The organism is Streptomyces sp. NPDC019890 (assembly GCF_044903445.1).
GTDB lineage: Bacteria > Actinomycetota > Actinomycetes > Streptomycetales > Streptomycetaceae > Streptomyces.
The window spans coordinates 1-3,449 of sequence record NZ_JBJDQK010000057.1 but is presented as its reverse complement, the minus strand read 5'-3'; the positions used below and the strand labels follow the sequence as shown (position 1 = coordinate 3,449).

Below are 3,449 nucleotides of genomic sequence, written 5' to 3'. Positions count from 1 at the left end.
GAGAAGGTCGCCCGGCTCCACCTCGACTCGCTCGGCGTGAAGCTGACGACACTGCGCCCGGAGCAGGCCGCCTACATCGGCGTCGAGGTCGAGGGTCCGTACAAGTCCGACCACTACCGCTACTGATCGGCTACTGACACATCTGCTACTGACACAGCTGGGCAGCCACTCGGCGACAGGTATCAGTGGTACAAGGCAGGCCCCCGCACCCCCGTGTCGGGGGCCTGCCCCATACCCTCCCCGAACGGCTCCGGCTCCACGGCAAGAGCCTCACCGCACAAGGACACCTACGCCCCCATGCCACGCGGCCGCTATTCGCTCCACGATCCGCACGATCGCACCCCCCTCGGCGAAGAACACTTCCAGTGCGCCCCCGGCCCCTCCGGCTGGCGTTATGTCTCGCAGATCACCGCCCCCTCCGGCGACCACGCCGGCTCCGTCGACCTGGCCATCGACGAACTCGGCCGCCCCATCCGTCTCGAACTTCACGCCGCGAGCTGGCAGGTCCGCGGTGCCGCCCTCGATGGCGTCACCTGGGTCCGTACCGACCCCACCGGCACTCATGCCACCGAAGGCAATGTCCGCGCCCACGCCTTCACCGGCGCATCCCCCGCTTTCCTCGTCGCCACCGCACGTCTCCTGCGTCTCACCCCCGGTTCCCCCGCGACTCGAGTCCGCCTCGTCGCCTTCACGGATCCAGTCCTCGCCCCCCGCACTCTCGATCAGTCCTGGGCCCTGATGAAGAGTGAAGCGCATGCCACTGACAATGGCCCGCTGATGGTGGACGAATACCAGGTCAGCGCCCTGGACACGGGTGAGCAGCACATCGTGCACATCGCCGGCGACGTGGTCTTGGCGGCACCCGGCATCGAACTCGAAGACCTGGAGTCCCCGCCCTCTGTCTTCCCCTGACCGTTCACCGCCCCGCGGCCCTCGGGCGCCCGGCCCACTGTCGCGAGCTGTCCCCGCCATCGCCCGGTGGCCGTCTGTCCGCCCGACTACGCGGGAGGCGCGAACCCTGTGGCGGGCGGTGTCTGAGCCGCGCCCTGAACCGCCGCCCCCGCCGCGCCCACGCCCGTAACTCTCGCGCCCTCCCACGCTCCCGGAACATCCCCGCCCGCAGCCACGCGCCGCGGAGTCGCTCCGTCCTGTTGAGCGCGGTCCTGCTGAGCGCGCTCCTCCGGAGTGCGGTCCGGCGGAGTGCGGTGCCCCGCCCCGAATGCCTTCCGCGCATCGCGTGCCTGCCGCTCATTCACCACGGCCGCCAGATACGCGGCCGGCGGCACTCCCTGCGGCGCAGGAGCCCCCGTGCACGCCGCCAGATCACCGGCCAGCCGCCCCGCCATCGACCAGCTCACTGCCGGATCCAGCTGCCTCATTCGCGTCAGGTACTGACGTATCGCGAGCCACAGATAGCCCGGCACCCCCGACAGATCAAGCTCGGAGAACCGCCCCACGAGCCACGGCGGCGGAGGTGGCAGCACCATCCCCCGCGCGGCCGGCACCCTCTCCCGGACCACCAGCGTCCCGGCGAACACATCCCCGACCCGCCGTCCCCGCGCCGACACCAGCGAGGCGATACAGGCGACGACGCCGAACGTCATCAGGATCTCGACCACACCTATCGCCCCGCGCACCAGCGCATGCCGGAACCGGATCGGCCCCCCGTCGTCCCGGACCACCCGCAGTCCACAAGCGAGCTTCCCCAGCGAGCGCCCGTGGCTGAGGGTCTCCACGGCTATTGGAGCCCCCACCAGAACGAGCAGAAACGTTGCGATCGACACCGCCATGACCGCTGCCTCGTCCAATGAGGCAGTCGCCAACGCAAGCCCGATCGACACCAGAATGTAGGCGGTCCAGACGGCGGCAAGATCGATGACCACAGCGAGCGCCCGACTCGGCAGTTTCGCCGGTTGCAGTCCCAGGACGACCGCATCCCCCGTTACAAGCGCACTCACCACAGCCTGCCCTTCGCCATCGACCTTCCCCACCCCTTGTCTTCCTCAGTCTGCCAAGCTGGCCCGCAACGCGCCGCAGTAGTACGGACCGTACGCACCCAGTGCCTGGAGCAGCAGCCGACCATGGACCTCGATGTCTTCGTGACCGCCCACCGCGCCGAGTGGGACCGTCTGGACCACCTCCTGCACCGGGGACGACGCCTCACCGGCGCCGAGGCCGACGAACTCGTCGCCCTCTACCAGCGCACGGCCACCCACCTCTCCCTCATCCAATCCAGCGCTCCCGATCCGATGCTCACGGGCCGGCTCACCCAACTCGTGGCCCGCGCCCGCGCCACCGTCACCGGCACCCGCCGCGCCACCTGGCGTGATGCCGTCCGTTTCCTGACCGCCGGATTCCCCGCAGCCGTCTACCGCTCCAGGCGGTGGTGGATACCCACAGCGGTGCTCTCCACGGTTCTCGCCGCGATCATCGGCTGGTGGATCGGCACCCACCCCGAGGTCCAGGCGACGATCGCGGCTCCGGACGAACTCCGACAGCTCACCCGCCCCGGCGGTGAGTACGAGACGTACTACTCCAGCCACCCGGCGGCCTCCTTCGCCGCCCAGGTCTGGACGAACAACGCCCAGGCCGCCGCCATGTGCCTGACTCTGGGCGCGTTCCTGTGTATCCCGGTGATCTGGATCCTGTTCGTCAATGTGCTGAACCTCGGCGTCGGCATCGGCCTGATGTCGTCGGCGGGCCGCCTCGACACCTTCCTGGGCCTCGTCCTCCCGCACGGCCTCCTCGAACTGACCGCCGTGTTCGTCGCCGCGGGCACGGGCCTCCGCCTCGGCTGGACAGTCATCGACCCCGGCCCGAACTCCCGCCGCACAGCCCTCGCTCAACAAGGCCGCGCCGCCATCGGCATGGCCATCGGCCTGGCTCTGGTGCTCTTCGTGTCCGGAGTGATCGAAGGTTTCGTTACTCCCTCGGGACTCCCGACCTGGGCGCGCATCGCCATTGGCATCGCTGCCGAGCTGGCCTTTCTGGCGTACGTCTACATCCTGGGCGGCCGAGCAGCCCGAACGGGCGACACAGGTGACGTGGAGGAAGCAGACCGCAGCGCCGAACTCCCAGCCGCAGCCTGATGTGCGAGCACCCCTCCTGACCTGCTAGTCTCCTCTCCGCCCCGCAACACCGTTGACACGGCTGGCGTGGGGAGGTAGATTCTAACGGTTGCCTCGAACTGGACAAGTGCGAGTGTGACGGTTAGTGTCTCTCTCGCTCTCGCCGGAAATTTGAATTTCCGCAGAGCCTCCCGATTTTTCAATTCCGAATCACGACGGTCGATTAGGTCGACCGAAATGCTTCTGATAAAGTCGGGTCCGTCGAAAGACAAAAAGGCCACTCCAGCGGCCACTGGATTCGAATTCCTCACCGGAAACGGAACGGAAATAGAGTCTGGTAGGGTTGGAAACGCAAGACCGAAGGGAAGCGCCCGGAGGAAA

General features: G+C 68.1%; 4 protein-coding genes. 3 read left to right on the top strand and 1 reads right to left on the bottom strand.

Features of this window, described 5'->3' with window-relative positions; translation table 11 throughout:
• Positions 1-126 (top strand): adenosylhomocysteinase (locus ACI2LP_RS34000; protein ID WP_404728018.1); only part of this gene is annotated, 126 nt, incomplete at its 5' end.
• A gap of 171 nt (positions 127-297) precedes the next feature.
• Complete coding sequence (locus tag ACI2LP_RS33995) at positions 298-912, top strand: hypothetical protein (RefSeq protein ID WP_404728396.1); 615 nt, start codon at positions 298-300, stop codon at positions 910-912.
• 86 nt (positions 913-998) lie between these two features.
• On the opposite strand, the gene ACI2LP_RS33990 is transcribed toward ACI2LP_RS33995, so the two are convergent.
• Complete coding sequence (locus tag ACI2LP_RS33990; RefSeq protein ID WP_404728395.1) at positions 999-1,958, bottom strand: RDD family protein; 960 nt, start codon at positions 1,956-1,958, stop codon at positions 999-1,001.
• 123 nt (positions 1,959-2,081) lie between these two features.
• Between ACI2LP_RS33990 and ACI2LP_RS33985 the strand changes: the two genes are divergently transcribed.
• The gene (locus tag ACI2LP_RS33985; RefSeq protein ID WP_404728394.1) at positions 2,082-3,089 is read left to right on the top strand and encodes a stage II sporulation protein M; all 1,008 of its coding nucleotides are present in this window, start codon (positions 2,082-2,084) and stop codon (positions 3,087-3,089) included.
• Positions 3,090-3,449 lie beyond the last annotated feature (360 nt).

Coding starts and splice junctions, on each gene's coding strand:
- ACI2LP_RS33995 (WP_404728396.1), top strand. CDS start 298: ATGCCACGCGGCCGCTATTCGCTCCACGATCCGCACGATCGCACCCCC.
- ACI2LP_RS33985 (WP_404728394.1), top strand. CDS start 2,082: ATGGACCTCGATGTCTTCGTGACCGCCCACCGCGCCGAGTGGGACCGT.